The following is a 25,433-nucleotide window of genomic DNA, read 5'->3' on the forward strand; positions in this document are numbered from 1 at the left end:
GGTAGGCATCTGAGTAACGGGTATAAGTTTTTTTCTTCATTGATGTTGTCGATCTTGCCATGGTTCACCTCATCGTAGCGTATTACATTTTTGAGGTGTCTACTGTTACTGGGCAAGACCAGTGTCTACTGTTACTGGGCAAGACCAGGTCTTGTTGCCATGCTGCCACCTAGTGATGTCTTGGTGCATATTAGCACCTCTAATTAGGTGGCCAAATTCACTATGCCACTACAACTATCCCCAGCGATTAATAAGAAACGGTTGATAGTAGGGGTTAATTATCTCTAACGCCTTTTGAGGCAGCGCATTCCCTATCTTGATTTGGCGATAGATCCAGAACAACATCAGCACATCTCGCCAATACGTCGTTAGGTTAAGATTAGCCATATCATTAAACGTCAACAAGCCGCTACGGATCTCTGACTCATATTCCAATAGTTTGCGTATGGTAGTCGGGGAGGTGCCAATTGGCATTAAAGGTACTGTGCCTGGCTGGGGTATAGTTTCATTACTATTCAAAAGTTCAAGCGCACGCTCATGTGTGCTTTCATAGACGTGAATAGAACCAACTTGATGTGTGTAGTGACCGATTTTGCAGCCTATGCGGGCAGCAATATACTCTTGCAAGAAAGTAAAAGAGAAAATATCGTTCAGCATGCCAACGTAGGCATCATTTGCACGCATATAGCTGACCATGTTCAACTTTTCTTCGCGGAGTAGCAACTGAAGACCCAAGGTACATGAAACGTCGATATTGCGTCGATAAAGATCTTCTTCCGCACTAAATATTTGAAGGACAGCGCGCTTACTGTCGGGATCGTCATTTTTAAGGATATCAATCACTCGTTCGATTTGATCGAGCGTGTCTGCACCAAAGTTTTTAAGACGAGCTCCGTAACCAGTACCAGGTAAGCTTATACCATCTGGGCTGTAGCGTTGCATTGAAGGGGCGTACCAGGAAATAAATGCTAAGTCGTTTTTACCTGATAAATACCATAACGCTTCTGCATAATTAAAAACAATATTTTGTTTGCGTATTTTGCTTAGACAAAAACGATCAGGAGGATTGTCGAGTCGGATATTGAAGCCAATGAGTTCTCGCTCTTTATTTCCTCTAGGTGAGTTAACATATTCATATTCAAAGCAGATTTTATGCAGTGTATCTCTGTAGAGGCTGGTGAAATTCGTATAATGTTTGTGCATCATTATATTCATCTCTTTCGGTGGACAAAGAGGCGTATTTTGCTGATACGAATGATGGCGAGTAGTTTAAAAAGCTGAATTGGAGCTGTGAATCGCGTTTGATTTTTCTTTGACGATCAAACTGTGCAAATTAAAGGCTTTCACGACAGTATCTGCGACGTGATCAGCTAAGGCTTCATTGAAGTTGAGTTTTCCGTTTATAACTTTCGCCCAGCGGCAGTCCGCAGCATCATCACCAGGCCGTAGCTCGCCATCAACGTAGTGACATAAAAGGGCAACCAAGGCGAAGTGGTGGTGACTTCCCTCTGGGTCATATCCGATTACTTCTACTACATCAATTAACGGTCCTACCAATGCTGTGATACCGGTTTCCTCCATTAATTCGCGCTTTGCTGCACAATGTAGGCTTTCTCCCGGTTCCACTGATCCTCCGGGGAAGCCCCAAGTGCCCCGTTGAGGTTCTTTACTGCGTTGGACGAGGAGAACTTCATTATTACGCAGAGTTACGGCGATTGCTGCCAAGCGTGGCTTGGCAAGTACGGAGTTCAGGCGGTTTTTATCAGACGTGTTAAAAGGGGAGGTACTACTGAGCGTAGATGCGTTAGCGGGCGTTGAGTTACCTTGCGACACGATACACTCCTGCATTGAGATTCGGATAATACAGGCGTAGGTGTCAAAACAGATTCATATATGGTTTATGTCCGTTCCTACGCCGGTATCAGCCGGATCAGGTTCAAAGGGTTTGGATAACTCCATCTCAGCCTGAATAACAGGCACCCCTCGGAAAAGTTACTGTTACTATGAGTTTTAGTATAAGTCAATATTTGGGGGGCAATTCAATGCGGCGGCTTGGCGGACGCCGGGGCGGTTTTGACACCTTCTTCGCACACTTGGCTAACGGCTAATTGGCCCGGCTTATTCGCCAAAATCACCGCGCGACGTGGTGCGGGGTAGCCTTCAATGGTGCGCGTACGGTCGTTAGGGTCAAGAAAATCCGCCAGTGATTGGTAGGTCATCCACGCTGTTGAACGCTGCTCTTCCAGGGTGGTGACCGCTTCATCGACCACGCGGACGTTGATAAAGCCACAGCGTTCCAGCCAGTGGCAGAGCGCTTTGGAAGAGGGTAGGAAGTAGACATTAGGCATCGCCGCATAGCGCTCGCCGGGCACGAATACCGTCTGCTCGTTTCCCTCAACCACCAGGGTCTCCAGCACCAGCTCGCCACCTGGCGCCAAGGCTGCTTTTAACTGCTGCAGATGTTCCAGCGGAGCAGGGCGGTGGTAGAGCACGCCCATGGAAAATACCGTATCGAAAAAACCGAGGTTCTCCGGCACATCCTCAATGCCCACCGGTAAGAACTGCGTTTTTCCGCCATCGGCATCGCCGACGAAGTGGCGTACCGCCTGAAACTGCCAGTAAAAGCGTGGCGAGGGGTCTATGATCAGCACGAAGGCCGCGCCTGCCCCGGCCATCCGCCAGGCGTGATAACCGCTGCCACCACCCACGTCGAGCACCTTACGATATTGTAGCGGTGCCAAGTGCGGGGCCACTCGTTGCCACTTCCAGTCCGAGCGCCATTCGGTATCAATATGAATGCCACCCAGTTGAAAAGGGCCTTTACGCCAGGGGGCGAGCTTTCTTAGCAGGTTAAAGCACTGACGCTGCTGGCTGTCACTCAGGGCAAGGTCGACGGTGACCGTATCGCTGTTTAAGTCCACGTGCCTGTCGGAGGGCAGCGCTGGCAGTTTAGCAACAGCCTTTTCCCAGGCGGAGAGGTCGCCATGGCGGTTACGATCTAACCCGTGGGCTAACTGCTCAGGTAGCTTTGTAAGCCAGGGTGTTAGCGAAGCATCCAGGGTTGCTTGATCCAAAAACGCCTGATAAATCGCGCGATGATCGTCGGGTAACGGCGCCACCTTTAACCCTCCTTAAACGCAATTAGCGAGGCAAAGTTAAGGTACTGGAACCAGGTCATCGAGCGTGGAAAGCCAGCCTGCTTCAAGCGGCCATGGAGGGCGTCGAGGGTATCCGGTACCAGTACGTTTTCAAGGGCGGTGCGCTTCTGGCTTATTTCCAGGTCGCTATAGCCATTAGCACGCTTGAAATCATGGTAGCGCTCGACCCGCCAGGCGTTATCGCGCTCGTCGGCATCCACGGTTTTCTCTGAGAGAATCAAGACGCCACCCGGCTCCAGCACCGCGTAAAGCCTTGCCAACAGCGCATCGCGGTCTGCGGCAGGGAGAAACTGCAGCGTAAAGTTGAGAATGATCATGCCCGAAGGTGCATACTCCAGGGTACGAATATCAGCTTCTTCTACCTGCATAGCATACGCAGGGCACTCGTCGGCAAAGGTTTGCCGGGCCTGGGAAACCATGGCGGGGGAGAGATCAACGCCCGTATAGCGAAAGGCGTCCGGCGCCAGCGCGCCCGCTAACGCCAGGCCCGAGGCGCCCAACGAGCAGCCCAGGTCATACACATGGGCGCCGTGGCGCAAATGGCGCTGGGCAATGAGACTCAGCATACCCAAAATTTGCCCGTAACCAGGCACCGAGCGGCGGATCATATCAGGAAAGCAGGCGACCACTTTTTCATCGAAAGAGAAGCGCGCTACCCGGTCAAGGGGTGTCGAAAAGATAGCGTCACGGTAAGATGCATCACTCATGGGCAAGCCGGAATCATGGAAAAGGCGTATTAGTTTACGCGCCCTGAATTAACGAGAACAGGCCTGGTTAGAATAGACTTGGTTAGGATAGGCCTGGTTAGAATAGATTCCTGCTGCAAGGATCGACGCCACTGGAGATGCCATATGGCCTCAGCATCAAGCGCTACCCCCGATACGTTACCCGCGTGGCAGACGTTGAAGCATCACGCTGAAACGCTGCAGCACGTTCACTTGAAAACGCTGTTTGGCACCGAACCCTCTCGCTGGGAAAGCTTTACTCGCCAGGTGGCAGGCTTGACGCTGGATCTTTCCAAGCAGCGCTGGGATGACGATACGCTCGAACATCTGTTTACCCTGGCCAGCGAAGCGGGCGTACCCTCTGCCATTGAGGCGCTGCTAAGTGGCAAGCGGGTGAACGTCAGCGAAAATCGCCCGGCGTTGCACACGGCGTTGCGTTTACCCGCCGATGCGACGCTTGAGGTGGAAGGTGAAGATATCGTCGTCGCTGTGCACGAAAGCCTTGCCCAAATGGAGCGCCTGGTGAGCCGTTTGCACGCCGGGCAGTGGCGCGGGGCCACCGGCAAGCCGATTCGTCATGTGGTTAATCTAGGTGTCGGCGGTTCTGACCTTGGGCCGTTAATGGTTACCCATGCGTTGACAGATTTCCGGCCCAAAGGTATTCATCCGGTCGAAGTGCACTTTGCCTCTACCATGGATGGCTCGCAGTTAGCGGATTATCTGAGCCGGTTAAACCCTGAAACCACCATCTTTGTGCTGTCATCTAAATCATTCACGACTATCGATACGCTCTCCAACGCCAACACGGCTCGCGAGTGGCTGTTAAGCCGCTTGACCCAACATGGCGCGACGCCGATTAGCGCTGAATTAGTGGTTCGTCAGCATTTCATTGGTGTTTCGGCGAGTCCTGAAAAAATGACCGAGTGGGGCATCACTCCCGACCACCAGTTAACCTTCTGGGAGTGGGTGGGCGGTCGCTATTCGCTTTGGGGCACGATTGGCTTACCCATTGCGCTGGTGGTCGGCATGGCGAATTTCCGCGAATTCCTCGCGGGTGCCCACGCCATGGATCGCCACTTTTCTGAAGCGCCCATGGAAGATAACTTACCTGTCCTGCTTGGATTGGCAGGTATCTGGAACGTCAATTTTCTGGATATTCGCGCGCACTCTATTCTGCCCTACGATGGGCGTTTGGAGTACTTTGCCGCATACCTTGAACAGCTGGAGATGGAGTCCAACGGCAAGTCAGTGACTCGCCAAGGTCAACCCGTCAACTACTCTACCTGCCCGGTGCTTTGGGGGCAGTTGGGGCCCAATGCGCAGCATGCGTTTTATCAGTTACTGCATCAGGGCACTCAACCGGTCGTGTGCGATTTCATAGCGCCGCTGAAGCGCTATAACGAAGTAGAAGATCCGGACACCCGTCACCATCTTAAAGCTCAACACCGCTTGTCGCTGGCGAACTGCTTTGCCCAGTCCCGCGTTCTTATGCTTGGCGACGATGCCTTGGAAGATGACGGCCCGCGGCCTGAGCATAAGCGCTATCGTGGCAATCAGCCTTCAACCACAGTGCTGCTTGACCAATTGACGCCCGCTACCCTGGGGTCGCTTATCGCGCTATATGAACACAAAGTGTTTGTTCAGGCGGTAATTTGGGATATCAACCCGTTTGACCAGTGGGGCGTTGAGCTAGGTAAGCAGATCGCCACGGACACTCAAAAGATTATCGACCATCAGGGCGATCTATCGCGGATGGATGCTTCCAGTAAGGGGTTGATTGAAGCGTTCTGGGCGGCTGAGCAGGAATAATGTAGCCATTCAAGCCCGGGGCTAACCCGGCGACAGGTCTACGAGGAGGCGCTGTGAACCCATCCATGGGCGCTAAATTTGCCATCTGACCGCCATGGATGGCGGAAATGCCGGAATTGAAGGGATCACTTTTCCGGCCATGGCAAATGACCTCCTCTACGACCTATCCCCGGCGCCCCTGGTAATAAGCATGAAGCATGGCTAGATATACAGCTTTTTGCTTTTCCGCTATCCTGTGCTTCTTTGCAAGCTGCCCATTACTCGATTCAGCATTAATATGGCTGCCAGTACGATTTTTCAGGGAACCGACGTTACATGACCCAGTTTGATGCCTCTCAGTACGGCGCGAGTTCCATCGAAGTCCTGTCCGGGCTCGAGCCGGTACGTAAGCGTCCCGGTATGTATACCGACACCACACGCCCCAATCACTTAGCCCAGGAAGTCATCGATAACAGCGTCGATGAAGCGCTGGCGGGGCATGCCACCATGATCAACGTCGTGCTGCATAGCGATGGCGGGATCGAAGTGCAGGACAACGGCCGGGGGATGCCGATCGATCTGCACCCTGAGCACGGTGTGTCAGGCGTTGAACTGATATTTACCAAGCTACACTCTGGTGGCAAGTTCTCTTCCACTAGCTACCGCTTCTCGGGCGGCCTGCATGGGGTAGGGGTGTCAGTGGTTAACGCGCTGTCGCGTCGGTTAGATGTCGAAGTCACCCGCGATGGCGCACGCCATGCCATGGCCTTCGAGTTCGGTGAGAAAGTCGAAGAGCTGCATGAGATTGGCAAAGCCCCCAAGCGGGCAAGCGGTACTCTGGTGCGGTTCTGGCCAGACGAGAGCTACTTCGATAGCCCCAAGCTCGCGCTAACCCGGCTTAAACATCTGCTGCGTGCCAAGGCGGTACTTTGCCCCGGCTTGAAAGTCACGCTGGTAGAACCTGACGGTACTTCGACCGAGTGGGAGTTCGCCGACGGTTTGCGCGACTATCTGGTCGAAGCTACCGACGGCTACGAAGTGCTGCCGGCGGAGCCGTTTGTCGGCCACTTCAATGACGACGAGCACGGCGTAGACTGGGCGATTCAGTGGCTACCCGAAGGCGGAGAAGCGCTGCTGGAGAGCTACGTTAACCTGATTCCCACGCCGCAGGGTGGCACCCATGTAAACGGCTTTCGTTCCGGGTTGCTGGACGCGCTGCGCGAGTTCTGCGAATACCGCAGCCTGTTGCCCCGGGGCATAAAACTCACCGCCGACGATCTTTGGGAGCGCACCTCCTTTGTGCTCTCGGTTAAAATGCTCGACCCACAGTTTGCCGGGCAAACCAAAGAGCGGCTCTCGTCTCGAACCATTGCCGGTTTTGTTTCCGGCGTCGTTAAGGACGCTTTCTCGCTGTGGCTGAACCACCACGTGGATCAGGCCGAAGCGATTGCCGAGCTGGTGATCAGCGCGGCGCAAAATCGGCAGAAAAAAGCCAAAAAGGTCGCCCGTAAAAAGGTCACTTCCGGCCCGGCGCTGCCCGGTAAGCTGGCGGACTGCTCCGGCCAGGATCCCGCCCAGAGCGAGCTGTTTTTGGTCGAAGGGGACTCGGCAGGCGGCAGTGCCAAGCAGGCACGTAACCGCGAAACCCAGGCCATTTTGCCCCTGCGCGGTAAAATCCTGAATACCTGGGAGGTGGAGACCCACGATATCTATGGTTCTCAAGAGGTTCACGATATCGCGGTCGCCATTGGCGCCGACCCTGGAAGCGCCGATTTAGAAAAACTGCGTTACCACAAGATCTGTATTCTCGCTGATGCCGACTCTGACGGCCTGCACATTGCTACGCTGCTCTGCGCACTGTTCGTGCGCCACTTCCCCAGTTTGGTGGATGCAGGCCATGTCTATGTCGCGATGCCACCGCTTTACCGCATCGATTTGGGCAAAGAAGTGCATTACGCCCTGGATGAGAGCGAAAAAGCCGCCATTCTCAAGCAGCTCGCTAACAAGCGTGGCACGCCCAACGTCCAGCGCTTCAAGGGCCTGGGTGAGATGAGCCCGCTGCAACTGCGTGAAACCACCATGTCGACGGAAACTCGACGCCTCGTCCAGCTCACTTTAACGGAAGGCGACGGCACCATGGAAATGATGGATATGCTGCTGGCCAAAAAGCGTGCCAGTGATCGCAAAAAGTGGCTGGAAGATTACGGCAACCTCGCAGACATTGAGGTATAACCCCCGATGACCATGGATATTCAAGTAGCGGAGGGAGACGTCGAACGCCTCTCCCTGCGCGACTACACTGAAAAAGCGTACCTCGACTACTCGATGTACGTCATTCTCGACCGCGCCTTGCCCAATATCGGCGACGGTATGAAACCCGTGCAGCGGCGGATTATTTACGCCATGCGCGAGCTGGCGCTGCACGCCAACGCCAAGTATAAAAAGTCGGCGCGTACCGTCGGTGACGTACTGGGTAAATTTCACCCCCATGGCGACAGCGCTTGCTACGAAGCCATGGTGCTGATGGCACAGTCATTTAGCTACCGCTATCCGCTGGTGGATGGCCAGGGCAACTGGGGTAGCCCCGACGACCCTAAATCCTTTGCCGCCATGCGCTATACCGAGGCCAAGCTTTCCAAGTTCGCCGAAGTGCTGCTGGGTGAACTAGGCCAAGGCACCGTCGATTGGGCACCCAACTTCGACGGCACCATGCAGGAGCCGCTGGTACTGCCTGCAAAGTTACCCCATGTGCTGCTCAATGGCGGTACCGGGATTGCCGTCGGCATGGCTACCGATATTCCGCCGCACAATGTGGCGGAAGTCGTCGAAGCCACATGCCATTTGTTGCGCAACCCCAAGGCGACCACTGCCGATTTAATGGAATTCGTGCCTGCGCCGGATTTCCCTACCGATGCGGAAATTATTACCCCGCCTGCGGACCTGCGTAAGCTCTACGAATCAGGCCGCGGCTCGGTCAAACTTCGCGCACGTTATATCCGCGAAGAAGCCAATATCATCATTACCGCGGTGCCTTATCAGGTGAGTGGCGCTAAGGTACTTGAGCAGATTGCTGCTCAAATGCAGGCCAAAAAACTGCCCATGGTGGCCGACCTGCGCGATGAATCGACCCATGAAGAGCCAACGCGGCTGGTCATTGAACCGCGCTCCAATCGGATTGACGTTGAGTCATTAATGGCGCACCTGTTCGCCACCACCGATTTGGAAAAGAACGTGCGGGTGAACATGAACGTGATCGGCCTGGACGGCCGCCCACGGGTCATGCCGCTGCCGGAAATGCTGGGCGAATGGCTACAGTTCCGCCGTAGCACGGTGCGCCGCCGTTTAGAGCACCGCCTAGGTAAAGTCGAGGATCGTCTGCATATCTTGGAAGGCCTGCTGATTGCCTACCTCGATCTGGATGAAGTAATCCGTATTATCCGTGAGGAAGACGATCCAAAAGCCTCGCTGATGGCGACTTTCAGACTCTCCGAACGTCAAGCGGAAGCCATTTTAGAGCTGCGTCTGCGTCATCTTGCCAAACTCGAAGAGATGAAAATTCGCGGTGAGCAGGATGAGCTTGAAAAAGAGCGCAAATATTTAGAAGGTCTGTTAGGCAGCGAAGCCAAGCTCACTACGCTGATTGAAAAAGAGATTCGCGCGGCGGGTAAAGAGCATGGTGACGAGCGCCGCTCGCCGCTGGTCGAGCGGGCAGAGTCCAAGGCACTGTCTGAAGTAGAGCTGCTAGGCGCTGACCCGATTACCGTGGTGCTCTCGGATAAAGGCTGGATTCGTGCGGCCAAGGGGCACGATATCGACCCCGAAGGGCTCTCTTATAAAGCCGGGGATAGTTTCCAACTGTCGGCAAAAGGTAAAACCAATCAGCCGCTGGTGCTACTGGACGATACCGGGCGTGCCTATACGCTGTCTGCGCATAACTTACCCAGTGCGCGTGGCCAGGGTGAGCCGGTTACCGGGCGTGCTAACGTTGCCGCCGGAGCGAAGATGGCGGGGCTGATGTTTGCGCCACCGGAGCGGCATTTCGTACTTGCCACTGATGGCGGCTATGGCTTTGTGGCGCGGCTAGATACGCTCACCGGTAAAAACAAAGCGGGTAAAGCGGTCCTTAGCCTGCCCAAGGGCTGCAATGTCATGGGGCCAGTGGAAGTGCCTGAGGGCGAGGAGCTGTGGGTGGCTTCGGTGTCAAATGAGGGCCGACTGCTGCTGTTCCCCTTGGATCAGTTGCCCGAGATGTCTAAAGGCAAGGGCAATAAAATGCTCGATATCCCAGGCCCACGAGCCGCCCGCCGGGAGGAGTTTGTTACCGGCATTGTGGTGCTAGCTGCCAGTGATGCGCTGTTGATCCATGCTGGCAAGCGCAAGCTGACGCTAAAAGCCGACGACTTGGCATACTATCGCGGTGAGCGTGGTCGGCGTGGTAGTAAGCTGCCCCGCGGCTTCCAGAAAGTAGATCGACTAGAGGCAGGGGAGTAAGTAATGGCACGCGGTGATTTGATCCTAACCGTACTAGCGTCGGATTTAACCGCCGACATTCAAACTCAGGTAAATGCTCTCATTACGCAGTTTAATCTGAACGTGAAGAGTACCCAACGGCTTGCCGATGTCTCATTTCAGTCAGGTGACGGCATCGACTGTGTTGAGTACTGTTTGTCTGGCGACGCAGATAGCAAAGCAGTGCGCGACGCCGCGCTTTTGCTGAGTGAAACGCTGGGTATTGATATCGTTGCCCAACCAGATACTCGCGATCACGTTCAGCCCCGTTTGGTCTGTTTCGATATGGACTCCACGCTGATTAAAGCTGAGGTGATTGATGAGCTTGCTCGCCGCCATGGCGTGGGTGAAGAGGTCGCCGAAGTCACCGAGCGTGCCATGCGCGGGGAGCTGGATTTCAAGGCGAGCTTTCGCGAGCGGATGAGCAAACTGGTCGGTTTGGATGAGTCGGTGCTGGCGGACATCGCTGAGGAGCTGCCGCTGATGGAGGGCGTTGAACGCCTGATGGTCAATCTAAAGCGGTTAGGCTATCGCACCGCCATACTCTCCGGCGGCTTTACCTACTTTGCTCTCCACTTACAAAAGAAGCTTGGCTTTGACGAGATTCATGCCAATGAGCTGATCATTGAAAATGGCAAAGTGACCGGTGAAGTAAGCGAACCAATCGTGGATGCTGAGCGCAAAGCCGAACTGCTCGAAGTCATCGCACTGCGACAGGGCTTTACCCTCGATCAGACGATAGCGGTGGGTGACGGTGCCAACGATCTTAAAATGCTGGCCAAAGCGGGGATGGGCATCGCGTTTCGGGCCAAGCCGTTGGTGCGTGCCCAAGCGTGTCAGGCGATCTCGACATCGGGGCTTGACGGTGTGCTCTACCTGCTCGGCTACCAGCAGCAGGATTTAACACCGTAGAACCTGCTGTGGCAGCGTCGCGAAAAGTGTCATTGCGAGGAGCCTGCGACGCGGCAATCTCAACCTGCGGGGGCGCAGTTCAACCCGAGATTGCCGCGCTTCGCTCGCAATGACAAAAGCGAGATTGCCGGACTTCGCTCGCAATGACAAAAGCGAGATTGCCGCATCTCGCTCGCAATAACAAAAGCGAGATTGCTTCGCTTTCAGCCATGGCCCTTATCGGGGTGCGGTACCGGTTTGTCGCCGACTTCTTCAGCCCTTAACTCGACCGGATGCCCCTGCGTCTTGACCGCATGCTTCAATCGCAGGTGTAAGCCAGATTTGGCCAGCAGGTGGGCGCTGACGGGGGCGGTAATAAACAGGAAAAGCGTAATCAGCAGTTCTTGGATATCCGGTTTGCCGTCCACGCTCCAGAAATACAGCATCGAAGCGATGAGCATGCAGCCGATGCCCAAGGTGGTGGCCTTGGTCGGGCCATGCAGGCGCATATAGAAATCGCGCAGGTGCGCCATCCCCAGCGAACCGATAAAAACAAAGATTCCGCCGGCGATCAGCAGCAGTGAAATAAGCGCTTCAACGATTACAGACATAGATCCCCCGGGCTTTTGTTCATCGTTTGATAATTCATGTTAATCATTCGATGATGTCTCCGCGCAGAATATATTTGCAAACCGCGACGGTGCTGATAAAACCTAGCATTGCGATCAACAGCGCTGACTCGAAATAGGTTTTGCTGTTCAGCCACAGCCCCAGCAGTACGATAAGCGCAATGGAATTAACGTACATGGTGTCTAACGCAAGTACGCGATCAGGCAAGCTGGGCCCAATGGTCAGGCGGTAGAGGTTCATCAGCAGCGCCATCACGACCAGAGCTAAGGTGATATAGAGTGCAATGCTTAACATTCGTAGATCTCCTTAAGTGGGCGTTCATAGCGCTCACGAATCTGGTTAATCAGCGCCTCCTCGTCGTCCACGTTCAAGGCGTGAATCAGCAGTGACTTACCATCCATGCGCAGATTGGCCGACACGGTGCCCGGTGTCAGGCTGATCGTGCTGGCGAGCAGCGTGATGGTGAACCGCTCCTCTAGCATTAATGGGTATTCAATAAAATGGGGTTTAAGCTTGCGCCAGGGGTTGGCGATCAAGTAAGCCACTTCAAAGTTGGCGGTGATAATGTCGCCCAGCACACGGAAGATAAACCGCAGCAAGGCAAAGGGTTTGGCGATAAGAGGCCGTGCATCCCAAAAACGATGGGTTAGTAGGGGTATCAAAATAGCTAACGAGCCGCCTAACACGAACTGACCAAACGCGTAGCTGCGTACTAACAACAGCCACACGACGAGTAGAAGTATCGATAATACAGGCGTGGGTAGCCAGGAGCGCGGGGCGATCATTGGGCATCTCCAGCAGCATTGGGTAGTAGCGTGCGAATCAGCACCTGAGGGTTGGCTAATTGGTCAGCGGTCGCTTGAGTGTAGCTGCTTACTGGCCCTGCCAGTGCAACCAACAGCGGTGCTGCGCTAAGCAGCCAAATAACGCCGAACCACTGGCGACGTGGCAACGGTGAACCACTCACGTTGCCACGATGGCTACGCCAAAACAGCGTAGAGCCAGCACGGGAAAGCGCAACCAGCGAGGCTAGGCTGGTCAACAGCAGTAACGGCCAAAGCCAAAGACGCTGCGTGCCTTCGGCAGCATTAAGCATTAATGCCTTGCCGATAGCGCCTGAAAACGGCGGAACGCCAGCGACGGCGATGGCGCCTACAAAAAATAGCATGGCGAGCCCCGCGCCCTGAACCATCGGACGGCCCTTCACCAGGCGCGTACCTGCTTTACCACGTTGCAGGCCGATCATTTCCGCCAACAGGAACAAACCACCGGTAACCAGCGTGGTGTGGATCAGGTAATAGAGTAGGGCCGAGACAGCCTGCGGTGAGCGCATGCCGATACCCGCCAGCAGCGTGCCTACGGATACCAACACCAAATAAGCCACCAGCAAGCGCAAATCTCGTGCGGCCATTACGCCGACACCAGCGGCCGCCAAAGTGGCAAGCGAGAGCCACCAAATCCAAGGTTGCTCCAGTGCTTCCAGCCCGCCAGCGCTGTCGCCAAACAGCAGTGAATAGACACGCAGAATAGCGTAGATACCTACCTTGGTCATGATGGCAAACAGCGCTGCTACCGGCGCAGGCGCGGATGCGTAGGCTTTGGGTAGCCAGAAGTAGAGTGGCAGGATGGCTGCTTTTAACCCAAAAACCACCAGTAGCATTAATGCGCCGGCGGTGACTAAGCCTTCACGCTCTGCGGGCAGTTCAGCCACGCGGATTGCCATATCGGCCATATTGAGCGTGCCCGTGGCACCATACAGAATCCCCACCGCGATGAGGAACAGCGACGAGCCTGCCAGGTTGAGAACCACGTAGTGGACGCTGGCTTGAATGCGCGCTTTTCCTCCGCCGTGCAAAAGCAGCGCGTAAGAGGCCAGTAGCAGTACTTCAAAAAAGACGAACAGGTTAAACAAATCACCGGTTAAAAAGGCGCCGTTGATGCCCAACAGCTGCCACTGAAAAAGGCCATGAAAGTTACTGCCTTTTTCATCATCCCCCGCGCAGGCAAACACAACGGCGCCGACTGCCAAAACAGCAGTGACCAGCAGCATCAGTGCTGACAGGCGATCCAGTACTAGCACAATGCCGAACGGTGCTTGCCAATCGCCCAGGGCATAATAAGTGACCTGATCACTGGCGGCTTGGCGCAAAAGGCCGATTGCTACCAGCAGTAATAGCACGGTGGCGGCAACGCTGACTGCACGCTTATAGCGCACTAAGCCTTGCCGTTGATAGAGCAGTAATATACCCGCCACTAGCGGTAAAACGACAGGAAAAACAATCAGGTGCTGCATCATTCTCGGTCTTCCTTTTTACCGTCGACATGGTCGTTACCCACTTCACTGCGCGCCCGCATGGCTAGAATCACCACGAATGCGGTCATCGCAAACCCGATAACAATGGCCGTGAGCACTAGCGCCTGGGGGAGTGGGTCGGCATAGCTCGTTCCTTCAGACACGATGGCTGGCCCATCAGTGGTGAGCCCCCCCATCGAAAACAGAAACAAATTCACTGCGTATGAGAGCAGCGTTAGGCCGACCACCACAGGAAAAGTGCGGCCTCGCAAGGTCAAGTAGAGACCGCAGGCGGTCAAGACGCCGGTGGTCATTGCATAGAGCAGTTCCATTAACGAGGCTCCTTAGCAGAAGAGGTTGCAGCAGCGGCATCGGTGTCTTTTTCCGAGGCTTCGGTCACCGGACGGTGCGCCGTAGTGACTTTGCCAAGGTTGGCCAAAATCATCAGCGTGGCGCCTACTACGGCTAAGTACACGCCCAGATCAAAGAGCAGCGCGGTGGCCAATTCAAAGGTACCGATCAGCGGTAGGCTGAAGTAGCCAAAGGCAGAGGTGAGGAACGGATGACCAAACAGCCAGCTACCCAGCCCCGTGAGCGTGGCAACGGCGACCCCGATAACGGCTACCGGTTGGAAGGGGAAATCCAGACGCTCTTGCGCCCACTCCACGCCACGCGCCATATACAACAGAATGAGGGCGACTGCGGTAATCAGGCCGGCAATAAACCCACCGCCCGGCTGATTGTGGCCACGCAGGAAGATAAACGCAGAGACCAGGAGCGCCAGCGGTAGCAGTGTCATTGAAATTGACGTTAGCACCGCCGGGTAGCGATCGGGTGACCATACCCGTCCCTCACCGTCACTGTGCGGCATAAACAGGCGTAAGCGGTTGAGCAACTTAAAGATCGCCAAGCCAGCGATGGCCAATACGGTGATTTCCCCTAAGGTATCGAAACCACGGAAGTCGACCAGAATGACGTTGACGACGTTGTAGCCCCCACCACCGGGCTTGCTGTTTTCCACAAAGAAGCTGGAAATCGACAGTGTATCGCGCGTCATGACGGCGTAGTTAAGGCTGGCGATCACCAGACCAAGCGAGCCAGCCAGCAGCATATCGCGAACGTTGCGTAATGGGCTGGATTCGCGCGGCGTTTTTTGCGGTAAGAAAAATAGCGCCAGCATCAGCAGAATCATGGTCACGACTTCCACAGAAAGCTGTGTCAGCGCTAGATCGGGTGCCGAGAAACGGGCAAAGGTCAGTGCCACGAATAGGCCCACTACCGACAGCATCAATAGCGAAATCAACCGATAGCGATGGGTGGCGGCGGTCGCCACGCCACCAAACATCAGCATCCCAGCGCCTAGAATAAGGATGCCGTCCAGCGGCTGATTTCCTGCCGCCCCGGTCAAGTCGGTGATTTGTACGAGGCCAATACCCCCCATTACCAGCGCCGCCAGCCATAGCCAACCCACATAGCGTTGGAGCGAATTGCCTTCCAGAGCCGCAATCAGTTGCTCAGCGCGATAGCCGATCGAGATAAGAATGCGCTCAAAAACGCGTCGGGCGTCAATGCCTGCAAACTGTTGCGTAAATCGACGCACATCACCATGGCGCCAATACAGCGCAATCCCGATGACAAAGGCCAGCAAACTCATGATGAGCGGTAGATTAACGCCGTGCCAGATAGCCAAATGAAAATCGAGTGGACTTCCAATCACCGCTTCGCTGGCAAGTTCTAACAACCCTGTGGCCATAAACGCCGGGAAAAGGCCGACCACCACACAAAGCACCACTAAGATTTCAACCGGCAGACGCATTAAATGCGGCGGTTCATGGGGCGTTTTGGGCGGTTCTTCACGCGCTGGTTTGAAGAAGACGGCGTGTACTAAACGCAGCGAATAAGCGACCGAGAGAACGCCGCCGAGGGCCGCTAGCGCAGGTAATAGCCAGCTCACCCCACCCAAAACGGGCGTTGCTAACGACTCGGTAAAGAACATCTCTTTGGATAAAAAGCCATTGAATAACGGCACGCCTGCCATGGCGGCAGCCGCCAGCGTGGTCAAGAGCGCCGTGACAGGCATGGCTTTTTTCAGGCCACCCAGCTGCTTTAGCTCCCGGGTGCCGGTTTCATGATCGATAATGCCTGCGCTCATAAACAGAGCGGCTTTGAAAGTAGCGTGATTGAGGATATGGAACAGCGCGGCCAGGATCGCCATGGGGCTGCCAATGCCTAACAATACCGTGATTAAACCTAAATGACTGACCGTGGAGAACGCTAAAATGCCCTTCAGGTCGGTTTTCATCAGAGCAAACCAAGCGCCATACAGCATGGTGACGATGCCGACGAGGGAAACGACCACGCTCCACAGCTCACTGCCAGCGATGGCAGGGTGCAACCGCGCCATCAGGAAAATGCCCGCTTTAACCATCGTCGCTGAGTGGAGATACGCCGATACGGGCGTGGGCGCCGCCATCGCATGAGGTAACCAAAAATGGAAAGGAAACTGTGCGGATTTGGTAAAGGCCCCCAGCAATACCAAACCGAGCATGAGCGGGTAGCGCGGGTCGGCAAGAATGACGTCTCCGCTGGCTAACACATCGCCCATATTGAAGCTGCCCGCCATATCGCCTAACAGTAGTAAACCAGCCAGTAGCGCAAGGCCGCCCGCGCCGGTTACCGTTAGCGCCATACGAGCGCCTTTGCGTGCATCACTGCGGTAGGACCAGTACCCGATCAGTAAAAACGAAGAGAGGCTGGTTAACTCCCAGAATAGCCATAGCAGAATCAGGTTGTCCGACATTGAAATACCGACCATTGACGCCATAAAAAGCATCAGGAAGGCGTAGAATCGGCCAAAGGGTTCATCTTTTGCTAAGTAGTAGTGGGCATAGAGAATAATCAGTAAGCCAATGCCCAGTATCAACAGATTAAACAGCAGCGATAGCCCATCGAGGCGGAACGCTAAGTCCAGCGCCAACTCAGGCATCCAGGTGACTGAAAAACGTAGTTGCTCACCGTCTAGCAGGGCTGGCATGTTGAGTAGCGTCATTACTAAGGCGGTCGCTGGCAGCACTGCCGTCGCAAGGGAACAGAAGCTGCGACCACGCTGTGCGGTAAGTGCCGGCACCAGTACGCCTAGCAGAGGCAATAAGGCTATCCAAAGCAGTGTCATGGGGGATCATCCAGCGGCTAAAGTTAAAAAATTCAAAAGAGTACCAACAGGGCGCTTTGAGGGCGTTCTGATGGCGTAGGATACATCAAGTGAAACAACAGGATATCACTTGTGTAGAAGGTGTGTAGTTTTAGTATAAAGTGTGCCGGTCAACCGTTGAGAGATTTTACGTTCCATGAGTGAACCCTTTAATACCTGGCAAGCCCGTTTTGAAAGGCTGCGTAGTAATAAGATTTTTGAAGCGGTCGTGATTGCCATTATCGTCATTTCTGCCCTGGTGATAGGGGCAAAAACCTATGAAGAAACCACTCAAGTGGAGCAGTGGCTGCTCTATCTTGATATGGCGGTCACCATATTTTTCCTGATTGAGATTTTAATCAGGATAGCCGCTGAACGCACGCTGCTGAGTTTCTTCAAGAAAGGGTGGAACGTCTTTGACTTCCTCATTGTGACCGCCAGCCTGATTCCCATGGATGATTCTGAAATGGTGCTGCTGGCTAGGCTACTGCGTATTTTCCGGGTGCTTCGCTTGGTGTCGATGATTCCCGAGCTACAAATGCTGTTAAGCGCCTTGGTCAAGTCGGTGCCGCGTATGGGGTATGTCGTCCTACTGATGTTTATCATCTTCTACATATACGCCGCCATTGGGAGCTTCCTTTTCCACAATGTGGACGAGGGGCTATGGGGCAATATTTCCCTGGCCATGTTGACGCTATTTCAAGTGGCGACCTTCGAGAGCTGGGCTACAGCGGTGCTTTACCCGGCCATGGAGGTTTATCCCTACGCCTGGATCTATTTTTTAACCTTTATCTTTTTGAACGCCTTTATTTTTCTCAATATGATGATTGGTATTGTGCTGGACGTGATGCAGAAAGAGAGCGCGCAAATGGCGTTGGACAACGGCGAAGGTGAAGAAGCCGAGCTGCAGTCGCTGCGCAATGATGTTCGCGGGCTGAAAGCGCAGCTTGACCGTATGGAGTCAGCGCTCTCTCAAGCATACTCGCCAGCCCCACCACACCAGAATGATGCGGGCGGTAAGCACAGCGACAAGCCCCCCACTGACTGATTTTAGGAGAGCCGCCATGATGTTGTCTGACCCCGCCAAAAAGTACCGCCCCTTTGTGGCCGTTGATCTGCCTGACCGCCAGTGGCCGAGCCAGCGCATTGAAGCAGCGCCTGTCTGGTGCAGTGTGGATCTGCGCGACGGTAATCAATCGCTGATTGATCCGATGGACCAGGAGCGTAAGCAGCGATTGTTCGACATGCTGTTGAATGTTGGCTTTAAGCAGATTGAAGTCGGCTTTCCCTCGGCCTCACAAACCGATTTTGATTTCGTACGCTCGCTGATCGAGCAGGATAAGATCCCTGAGGATGTGACCATTCAGGTGCTGACCCAGGCGCGCCCGCACTTGATTGAACGCACCTTTGAAGCGTTACAAGGCGCCAAAAACGCCATCGTCCACGTCTATAACGCCACCGATCCCATGTTCCGCCGGGTGGTGTTCAATGTCGATAAAGCCGAGTGCGTGCAAATCGCCGTCGAAGCAACCCAGCAGATTCGCGCCCAGATGGACGCCGCGCCGGAGACCAACTGGACGTTTCAGTACTCGCCGGAGCTGTTTACCACCACCGAGATGGACTTTGCTGTTGAGATCGTCGAAGCGGTCATGGATGCTTACGGCACCCGCACCGATAAGCCGATGATCGTGAACCTGCCTGCCACGGTAGAAGTCGCTACGCCCAATAACTATGCCGACCAAATTGAGTGGTTCTGTCGCAACGTCAAAAATCGTGATCATTTGATTGTTAGCGTTCACCCACATAACGACCGCGGTACTGGCGTGGCGGCAGCAGAATTGACGCTAATGGCGGGAGCTGACCGCGTTGAGGGCACGCTGTTCGGTAACGGCGAGCGTACCGGTAACGTCGATATCGTCACATTGGCGATGAACATGTACACCCAGGGCGTTCATCCGCAGCTCGATTTCTCCAATATCACCCCGATCATGCGCGAAGTGGAGTACTGCAACCAGTTGCCGGTGCATCCGCGTCACCCTTACGTGGGCGATTTGGTATTCACCGCGTTCTCTGGCTCTCATCAGGATGCGATCAAAAAAGGCATGGCGGATCGCCGCGCTAATCCAGATGCTGTGTGGGATGTACCTTATTTACCTATCGATCCGCTCGACGTGGGCCGCAGCTACGAAGCCGTTATCCGGGTTAACAGCCAATCGGGTAAGGGCGGTGTTTCTTACCTGCTCGAGCAGGAGCACGGCATTGAGTTGCCGCGTCGCCTTTCGATTGAGTTCAGCCAGGTAGTGCAGGAAGTCGCTGAGCGCACCGGGCGCGAGATCACGTCGAAGATGATCTACCAAGCGTTCGCGGATGAGTATCTGGAACAGCGAGCACCCTTTGGGTTGGTGAGTCACCGGCTCTCTTCTGAACCTGACAGCCCCAAAGTGACCCTGGAAGCCATCGTTGAGACTGATGGCAGCCGCCAAACGCTCAGCGGTGAAGGCAATGGCCCGCTAGCCGCCTTTGTTAAAGCGCTGGCCGCCGCCGGACACGATGTGGAAATCATCGACTACCATGAGCACTCCCGCGGTCAAGGCGCCGATGCTGAGGCAATCGCTTACGTGGAAGTACGTATCGATGGTAAAGCAGTGTTCGGCGTGGGCACTGATGAAAGTATCACTAGCGCTTCCATGAAAGGCGTTCTTAGCGCTATAAACCGCCATCACTCCACTCAACCTGCGGCGGCGAACGTGACGGCGGAAACATTGGGGTAATTACTCAGTTACCCATTTAGCGAGGCGAAAACGATGCGGCCCTGGCAGATCATAGTATTGACCGCGATGGTAATCGCAGGGCTCGCATCCGCGCTGGCTTCCCACGAACCGTTTGAGTCTCAACTGGTGCGCCTGGAAGCTCAGCGGGCGCTGCCCTCTATTGAGCCATCGCTTCAGCGTGAGTCCCCGGAAATCAATGCGCTCTTCCTTAGCTACGCTTCGGATCAGGCACTATGGATGAGCGCCTCCCTGGCCATTTTGCATTACGACGATTTGGCCCGGGAAGTGTTGGAAGAGTATGGTCTCTCACCTCAGTTTCAGGGTGTATTGTCGCGCTTTGGCGCTGACGCGGTAATGCCCATCAGCTTTTTCCGCACACACGATGTCGCCACGCTAAGGGCACAACATTGGGTCGGCGAGCGCTATCAGCAGGTCAGTCGTTGGTGGAGTGATGAGGAAGCAACCGCTAATGCAGAACTGACGCCATTCCGCCGTGGGCAGATGGGCATTGCTCTACTTGAGGAGAACGGTCACGCGCTGCTTAATCAGTTTGTGTTGAGTGACCAAGGTGAGGTCGAGTGGTTACAAGGTGAGCGAGTGGTCGCGGGTGTCGGCGACTTTTTTACCAGCGGCCTGCGTGATCTCGAAAGCCAGTGGCGGCGGGGCGACAACATTGGCGCCGCCGATCTAGGCTGGGCGGGTGTCGATCTGCTGGTCATGGCCAGCACTGTCAAAGTGCTGCGGGCAGGCAGAGCTACACGTGCTGCTCGTGTAGGCAGTATCGAAGCGCAGGGCGCCCGAACAGGGCTGCGACAAGGGGTGTTGGCCACCAGCGGCCGTTTTGCATCGTTGCCTCGCATGGCCAGGGTCGCCGCCGTAGCGGGCACCGCTTATGTGGTGGTTCGCCACCCAAGCTTAGTGAGCGCACTCGGTGCCAATCTCTCGACCTGGCTTGGCTGGCCGGTTTGGTTCGGTCAGTTTCTTATCTGGCTGATTGTACTACTGCCGATCCTGTTCATTACTCGCTTTGCCTATCGCTGGTTGCTCACGCCACTATTGTGGCTGTTGGTACCAGTAATACGGGTGTGTTTTGGTGCAGCAAATAAACAGTTAGCCAAACGTACCAAGCCTCATACCAGTGATCTTGGCTGAAACAGGGTGAGAAAGTAGCTGTTAACGCAATCGGGGCGGCTTTAGAGCCACCCCGATTGTTACTTGCCCATTTTGCTAGCGTTATTCTGGCAGGGCGTAAACCGTGATTTGATCACCTACCTGGTTTTTCAGAATGGTATTCCCACCGGAAATAAAGGCAACGTATTGGCGACCGTCGTACTCGTAAACGGCGGGGTTAGAGACAGACGGGGCTTCGGTCTGATCTGACCAGAGTTCTTCGCCGGTGTCAAGGGAGTAAGCACGTACCTTGGCATCCATTGAGGCACCGATAAAGATAACGTTACCCGCGGTGACCGCTGGGCCACCAATGGTAGGCGAACCCCAGCTTTCGGGCATATAGAAGCCATACTGCTGCGATGCTCCCAACGGACGACGCCATTTGATATCGCCAGTGGTCATGTCGAGAGCTACAAGCTCACCGAAAGGCGGTTCCCAGCAGGGCATGCCTAGCCTGTTGAGGGCAACCTCAAGGCGCATGCCGTAGGGCGCGCCTTCCTGAGACGCAAAGCCACTCTCGTTGCCCGATGCTCTATTGGCTGACTCGTAAGCTTCACGGTCATAAAGTCTGATGTACTGCACGATATGCGACGTGTTGACCACCGCCGTCTGACTTTCAGGATCGAATGCTACGCCGCCCCATTGCACGCCACCTGCGCTGATAGGAAAGCCTAACGTACCTTCACCCTCGGTAGTGGGTGGGGTGTACATACCTTCATAGCGAAGTTCCTCCCACAGTGCTGAACACTCTCCGAAGCTAACCGCGTCGGCCAGCGCCCAAACCTTGGGCTTTTCTGCCTGATCCATCAGCGGGGCCGGTTTAGTGGGGAAGGGCTGAGTGGGCGCATAGACTTCCCCCTCAACGGAGCCGTCACCACTCGGAACCGGCCGCTCTTCAATCGGCCAGACGTCTTCACCGGTTTCACGATTGACCACAAACAGAAAGCCCATCTTGGTCGCCTGGATCAATGCCGGTATCTCTTCACCATCTACCGTAATGTCCATTAGTGTTGGCGCAGAATTAATATCGTAATCCCAGATGTCGTGATGAACCCACTGACGGGACCAAACAACTTCGCCAGTTTCAATATCCAGGGCAGTGGTTGATGTACCGAGAGGGACTTCTTCAGTACGGTTGCCACCCCAATAGTTAGGTGAGGGTGAAGAAACCGGGAGGTAAACCAGGCCGCGCTCTTCGTCGGCAGACATGTGTGTCCACACATTGGCGGTACCGCTCTGCTCGCGCATCTGGTCGCTCAGTGCCTGGAATGTCCATTCAAGCTCGCCAGTGCGGGCGTTGATTGAAAAGACGGTGCCGGGGGGCGCCTCTTCATAGGCCCAGTCCATGCCTGCCCAGCCCAAAATCAGGTGATCTCCCACCACGGTAGGTGGCTGTAACAGCGATAATGGCCATTTATCGTTGGTGTCGTTCCACTGATTGGCATTGAGCACGCCGTTATCGGCAAACCCTTGGCACGGCTCGCCGCTGTCGGCGTCGACCGCGAACAGCTGAGCATCCATGGTGCCCATGTAGATGATTTTCTGGCACGATTCGCCAGCCACCGGATCATCGGCCTCCCAGTAAGCGACACCACGATTCTTTAAGGCGGGCTGGGTGAGTGCTTCCAGAGAGGACTGGGTGTCAAAACTCCATTTCTCTTCGCCACTCGCTGGGTCAAGCGCGATAATTCGGTAGAACGGTGTGCCGATATAGAGCGTGTCGTTGGCAAATACTGGTGTTGCAGACCATACCGTCGCCGGTAAATCGCCCGAGCCATCCGCAACATCACCGGTATGGAGTTCCCATACTTTCTCTAACTCGCCAACATTATCGGCATTGATTTGGTCAAGTGGGCTATATTTCTGAGCGTTGAGTTGGCCATGGAAACTGTCCCAGGTTGGTTCGCCAGGCACCAGCGGGATGGGCGCAGAGCTGACTGGGTTCTCCTCACTATTTACCGACTCATCTGGCTGATCTTGTGCCAGTAACGGTATGGGTGATAAACAAAGCGCCAATGCTGTGGCGGTGCCCCAGCGCAGCGTGAGGGTATTAAAGTGAGGTCGTTTAGCAAATGAAGAAGTTGGCATCGTCGGCTCCTCAGGCATGTGTAGGGCGGGTATGGTGCGACGGACGAACCATATCAAGGATCAGGCCGATTAAACCGACCACCATAGCAGCACAGATCCACCATTGATGAAGTAGCATGCCAGCGAAAAAAGTGCCGATGAGGCCCACCAAGATGAGCACTCTCAATGCAATAGAAGCGCCTCGCCCTTTGATGGCCGCGAGAAGGAGTGCCAACACCGCAAGGGCGAGGCAGGCCACAATGGCCACCAGGGCGCCGAGTGTCCCGGTCACGCCGGTTAGTGGAGTGAAATAGGCGTATACAGCGATGGCAAGCCCGGCGAGGGAGGCGACGAAAAGAACGATTGCGCCCATTTTAGAAGAGTGGGATGACGACATAGCATATGGCCTTCTGGTAAGTGAGGTGCCCGATGTTGAGGCTAAGCCAACATCGCAAATCGTTAGCACTGTAACTTTAGCAGAAAATGATATTTTTACGATTGTGGGGGTGATATTGAGGCTTGGACGCTGATTGTCTAGCGGGAGCTCTCATCTCTCACAGCGGCGTTTTACTCTCTTTACCGGGAATCTCCCTCACCAAGCGTGGCATTAAGAACCCAGGGAGGTGGGCGCGAAGTTGAGACACCAGCTCGCGCGCTTCATTATCCGCCACATCAAAATGCGCTGCGCCCTGCACAGGGTCGAGAACATGCAGGTAGTAGGGCAGTATGCCGGCTTCAAGCAGGCGCTCGGAAAGGGCGGCCAGCGCAGTGACGTTATCGTTCACATCCCGCAGCAATACGCTTTGATTGAGCAGTGTTGCTCCTGCCTGTTTCAAGCGCGTGCAGGCATCCACCACCGCTTGATCAATCTCATTGGCGTGGTTGATATGCAGAACCACTACTTTCTGTAAGCGGGTCGTTCCCAGCCAGCCAAGTAGATCTTCATTAATCCGGTCAGGGATGACCACCGGCAGGCGGGTATGTATGCGTAGCCGCTTAAGGTGTGGAATGTTTTCTAGCTGTTCTACCAGCCATGCCAACTGGCGATCGCTGGCGGCTAGTGGGTCACCACCGGACAAAATGGCCTCATGAATAGTGGAGTCGTCACGTAGATAACCCAGCGCTTCCTGCCACTGCGCCCTGGAAGGCGAGTTGTCGCTATAGGGAAAGTGGCGGCGAAAGCAGTAGCGGCAGTTGATTGCACAGGTGGGGCTGGCGATCAGCAGCACTCGGCCTGCGTACTTATGGATCAACCCTTTGGCTGGCCGATGTTCGCTCTCTTCGAGCGGATCCAAAACGTAACCTGCGGGCGATAGTGTTTCTTCACTGAGCGGCAGCACTTGCCGTAGCAGTGGATCGTTTATATCGCCATGGGCTATTCTGCTGAGGTATGCCTCAGGTACCCGCACTTCAAATAGAGCATGGCCTGATTGAGCGCCAGCAAGCCACTCCTTGTCCAGATCTAGTCGGTCGCAAAGTACCTGCGGGTCTCGAATTGCTTGAGAGAGCTGCTGTTGCCATGTAAGGCGTGTTTCAAACGCGGCAATAATGATGTTCTCCTGCAAAAAAGCCCTCCTTCGGGTTATCATGCGCGCACTCATTGAAGAACGATATCTATAGGCGAAGCGTAGCTTCGAGCTTTACGCTACTGAAATAAAACATTGAGAGGCATTATGGCGAACTATTCTACCAATGAATTCAAAGGCGGTTTGAAAGTAATGCTCGACGGCGATCCCTGTTCGATCGTCGAAAACGAGCTGGTCAAGCCTGGCAAGGGGCAGGCGTTTAACCGCGTTAAGCTGCGTAACTTGATGACGGGCCGTGTGGGTGAGAAGACTTTCAAATCTGGTGATTCGCTGGAAGGCGCTGACGTCATGGATTTGGAGATGGAGTACCTCTACACCGATGGTGACATGTGGCACTTCATGAAGACCGATGGTTCCTTTGAGCAGTACGCCGTTGAAAAAAAAGCCTTGGGTGATACTGCTAAATGGCTGAAAGAGCAGGTGCCCTATATCATTACACTTTGGAATGATAAGGCCATTTCTGTGACGCCGCCCAACTTCATTGAGCTGGAAGTGGTTGAAACTGATCCAGGTTTGAAAGGCGATACGGCGCAAGGTGGCTCTAAGCCTGCTACGCTATCATCTGGCGCTGTAGTGCGCGTACCGCTGTTTATCAATCAGGGCGAAGTGTTGAAAATTGATACGCGCAGCGGGGACTACGTCTCTCGCGCTTAAT

At 54.7% G+C, this 25,433-nt stretch carries 21 protein-coding genes and 1 riboswitch; of the genes, 8 read left to right on the forward strand and 13 right to left on the reverse strand.

Annotation, left to right across the window (positions count from 1 at the left end; translation table 11 throughout):
* Positions 1 to 234 precede the first annotated feature (234 nt).
* From V8L70_RS18695 to cmoA, 4 genes are all read right to left on the reverse strand, one after another.
* Positions 235 to 1,206 (reverse strand): thymidylate synthase, encoded by a 972-nt coding sequence (locus V8L70_RS18695; RefSeq protein WP_022524008.1) that lies wholly within the window; start codon positions 1,204 to 1,206, stop codon positions 235 to 237.
* A gap of 63 nt (positions 1,207 to 1,269) precedes the next feature.
* Positions 1,270 to 1,833 (reverse strand): NUDIX hydrolase, encoded by a 564-nt coding sequence (locus V8L70_RS18700; RefSeq protein WP_022524007.1) that lies wholly within the window; start codon positions 1,831 to 1,833, stop codon positions 1,270 to 1,272.
* A 57-nt stretch (positions 1,834 to 1,890) separates the two neighbouring features.
* A riboswitch (TPP riboswitch) is annotated at positions 1,891 to 1,994 on the reverse strand.
* Positions 1,995 to 2,039: 45 nt separating this feature from the next.
* On the reverse strand, positions 2,040 to 3,119 hold the full coding sequence (gene cmoB / locus V8L70_RS18705; protein ID WP_232774795.1) for a tRNA 5-methoxyuridine(34)/uridine 5-oxyacetic acid(34) synthase CmoB: 1,080 nt from the start codon (positions 3,117 to 3,119) through the stop codon (positions 2,040 to 2,042).
* Positions 3,120 to 3,121: 2 nt separating this feature from the next.
* A complete protein-coding gene (gene cmoA, locus V8L70_RS18710) occupies positions 3,122 to 3,865 on the reverse strand; it encodes a carboxy-S-adenosyl-L-methionine synthase CmoA (protein WP_101146287.1) in 744 nt (247 codons plus the stop codon).
* Between the two features lie 144 nt (positions 3,866 to 4,009).
* Here cmoA and pgi point away from each other — a divergent pair, with 144 nt between their 5' ends.
* The 4 genes from pgi (at position 4,010) to serB (ending at position 11,092) form a co-directional block, all read left to right on the forward strand.
* Positions 4,010 to 5,692 carry a glucose-6-phosphate isomerase gene (gene pgi, locus V8L70_RS18715; protein WP_101146286.1) on the forward strand — a complete coding sequence of 561 codons (1,683 nt, stop codon included), beginning with the start codon at positions 4,010 to 4,012 and terminating at the stop codon, positions 5,690 to 5,692.
* Between the two features lie 315 nt (positions 5,693 to 6,007).
* The gene (parE, locus tag V8L70_RS18720) at positions 6,008 to 7,903 is read left to right on the forward strand and encodes a DNA topoisomerase IV subunit B (protein ID WP_101146285.1); all 1,896 of its coding nucleotides are present in this window, start codon (positions 6,008 to 6,010) and stop codon (positions 7,901 to 7,903) included.
* 6 nt (positions 7,904 to 7,909) lie between these two features.
* The gene (gene parC, locus V8L70_RS18725) at positions 7,910 to 10,162 is read left to right on the forward strand and encodes a DNA topoisomerase IV subunit A (RefSeq protein ID WP_101146284.1); all 2,253 of its coding nucleotides are present in this window, start codon (positions 7,910 to 7,912) and stop codon (positions 10,160 to 10,162) included.
* 3 nt (positions 10,163 to 10,165) lie between these two features.
* Positions 10,166 to 11,092, forward strand: coding sequence for a phosphoserine phosphatase SerB (serB, locus tag V8L70_RS18730; protein ID WP_101146283.1), 927 nt, complete (start codon positions 10,166 to 10,168; stop codon positions 11,090 to 11,092).
* 203 nt (positions 11,093 to 11,295) lie between these two features.
* Here the strand turns inward: serB and V8L70_RS18735 are convergent, their stop codons facing one another.
* Genes V8L70_RS18735 through V8L70_RS18760 form a run of 6 tightly spaced genes read right to left on the reverse strand, consistent with a single transcriptional unit; the run spans position 11,296 to position 17,166 of the window.
* Positions 11,296 to 11,682, reverse strand: a complete 387-nt coding sequence (locus tag V8L70_RS18735) for a Na+/H+ antiporter subunit G (RefSeq protein WP_008958593.1) — start codon at positions 11,680 to 11,682, stop codon at positions 11,296 to 11,298.
* A 43-nt stretch (positions 11,683 to 11,725) separates the two neighbouring features.
* On the reverse strand, positions 11,726 to 11,995 hold the full coding sequence (locus V8L70_RS18740; RefSeq protein WP_008958594.1) for a K+/H+ antiporter subunit F: 270 nt from the start codon (positions 11,993 to 11,995) through the stop codon (positions 11,726 to 11,728).
* Positions 11,989 to 12,486, reverse strand: coding sequence for a Na+/H+ antiporter subunit E (locus tag V8L70_RS18745; protein ID WP_008958595.1), 498 nt, complete (start codon positions 12,484 to 12,486; stop codon positions 11,989 to 11,991). The genes V8L70_RS18740 and V8L70_RS18745 overlap by 7 nt, the downstream gene beginning before the upstream one ends.
* Positions 12,483 to 13,997: a monovalent cation/H+ antiporter subunit D gene (locus V8L70_RS18750; protein WP_101146282.1), complete on the reverse strand. Its 1,515-nt coding sequence runs from the start codon at positions 13,995 to 13,997 to the stop codon at positions 12,483 to 12,485. The genes V8L70_RS18745 and V8L70_RS18750 overlap by 4 nt, the downstream gene beginning before the upstream one ends.
* A complete protein-coding gene (locus V8L70_RS18755) occupies positions 13,994 to 14,326 on the reverse strand; it encodes a Na+/H+ antiporter subunit C (protein WP_101146281.1) in 333 nt (110 codons plus the stop codon). The genes V8L70_RS18750 and V8L70_RS18755 overlap by 4 nt, the downstream gene beginning before the upstream one ends.
* Entirely contained in the window at positions 14,326 to 17,166 is a 2,841-nt protein-coding gene (locus V8L70_RS18760; RefSeq protein WP_101146280.1) for a monovalent cation/H+ antiporter subunit A, read from the reverse strand. Before V8L70_RS18760 ends, V8L70_RS18755 begins: the two co-directional genes overlap by 1 nt.
* Before the next feature lie 175 nt (positions 17,167 to 17,341).
* On the opposite strand from V8L70_RS18760, the gene V8L70_RS18765 reads away from it, so the two are divergent.
* Genes V8L70_RS18765 through V8L70_RS18775 form a run of 3 tightly spaced genes read left to right on the forward strand, consistent with a single transcriptional unit; the run spans position 17,342 to position 21,107 of the window.
* Positions 17,342 to 18,232 (forward strand): ion transporter, encoded by an 891-nt coding sequence (locus V8L70_RS18765; protein WP_101146279.1) that lies wholly within the window; start codon positions 17,342 to 17,344, stop codon positions 18,230 to 18,232.
* A gap of 16 nt (positions 18,233 to 18,248) precedes the next feature.
* The gene (leuA, locus tag V8L70_RS18770) at positions 18,249 to 19,955 is read left to right on the forward strand and encodes a 2-isopropylmalate synthase (RefSeq protein WP_101146278.1); all 1,707 of its coding nucleotides are present in this window, start codon (positions 18,249 to 18,251) and stop codon (positions 19,953 to 19,955) included.
* Between the two features lie 33 nt (positions 19,956 to 19,988).
* Positions 19,989 to 21,107, forward strand: coding sequence for a hypothetical protein (locus V8L70_RS18775; RefSeq protein ID WP_101146277.1), 1,119 nt, complete (start codon positions 19,989 to 19,991; stop codon positions 21,105 to 21,107).
* Between the two features lie 81 nt (positions 21,108 to 21,188).
* On the opposite strand, the gene V8L70_RS18780 is transcribed toward V8L70_RS18775, so the two are convergent.
* From V8L70_RS18780 to epmB, 3 genes are all read right to left on the reverse strand, one after another.
* Entirely contained in the window at positions 21,189 to 23,213 is a 2,025-nt protein-coding gene (locus V8L70_RS18780; RefSeq protein WP_101146276.1) for a pyrroloquinoline quinone-dependent dehydrogenase, read from the reverse strand.
* 10 nt (positions 23,214 to 23,223) lie between these two features.
* Entirely contained in the window at positions 23,224 to 23,589 is a 366-nt protein-coding gene (locus V8L70_RS18785) for a hypothetical protein (RefSeq protein ID WP_101146275.1), read from the reverse strand.
* Between the two features lie 157 nt (positions 23,590 to 23,746).
* Positions 23,747 to 24,757 carry an EF-P beta-lysylation protein EpmB gene (gene epmB, locus V8L70_RS18790; RefSeq protein WP_232774784.1) on the reverse strand — a complete coding sequence of 337 codons (1,011 nt, stop codon included), beginning with the start codon at positions 24,755 to 24,757 and terminating at the stop codon, positions 23,747 to 23,749.
* Positions 24,758 to 24,865: 108 nt separating this feature from the next.
* Here epmB and efp point away from each other — a divergent pair, with 108 nt between their 5' ends.
* Positions 24,866 to 25,432: an elongation factor P gene (gene efp / locus V8L70_RS18795; protein ID WP_008958607.1), complete on the forward strand. Its 567-nt coding sequence runs from the start codon at positions 24,866 to 24,868 to the stop codon at positions 25,430 to 25,432.
* The last annotated feature ends 1 nt before the right edge of the window (position 25,433 follow it).

This window comes from Vreelandella arctica, from assembly GCF_037070215.1.
Classification (GTDB): domain Bacteria; phylum Pseudomonadota; class Gammaproteobacteria; order Pseudomonadales; family Halomonadaceae; genus Vreelandella; species Vreelandella arctica.